The following is a 381-nucleotide window of genomic DNA, read 5'->3' on the forward strand; positions in this document are numbered from 1 at the left end:
ATTACCTGGTTAATATTTGTAAAGCAGCAGCACGTCGCTATCACATGCCTTTTGCGCTTCATCTTGACCATCACGAGTCAATGAAAGATATCCGCAATAAAGTTGAAGCCGGCATCAAATCTGCAATGATTGATGGCTCGCACTTCAAGTTTGACGAGAACATTGAGCTGGTTAAAAAAGTCGTTCAGTTCTGTCACGTATGGGATTGTACGGTTGAAGCCGAGCTCGGCCGCCTTGGTGGCATCGTATACGTTCTTGTTGTTGATGCTAAAGACGCAATGTATACAGACTCTGATGCGGCTGCCGAATTTATTCAGCGCACTGGGATTGACTATTTGGCGGTGGCCATTGGTACTGCTCATGCGATGTACAAAGAAGAGC

1 protein-coding gene is annotated in these 381 nt (G+C 45.9%); it reads left to right on the forward strand.

Features of this window, described 5'->3' with window-relative positions; genetic code table 11:
* The coding region (locus UF06_RS05475) for a class II fructose-bisphosphate aldolase (protein WP_045569550.1) at nt 1–381 on the forward strand (381 nt) is incomplete at both ends.

The sequence above is a fragment of the Vibrio sp. S234-5 genome, from assembly GCF_000960595.1.
Classification (GTDB): Bacteria; Pseudomonadota; Gammaproteobacteria; order Enterobacterales; family Vibrionaceae; genus Vibrio.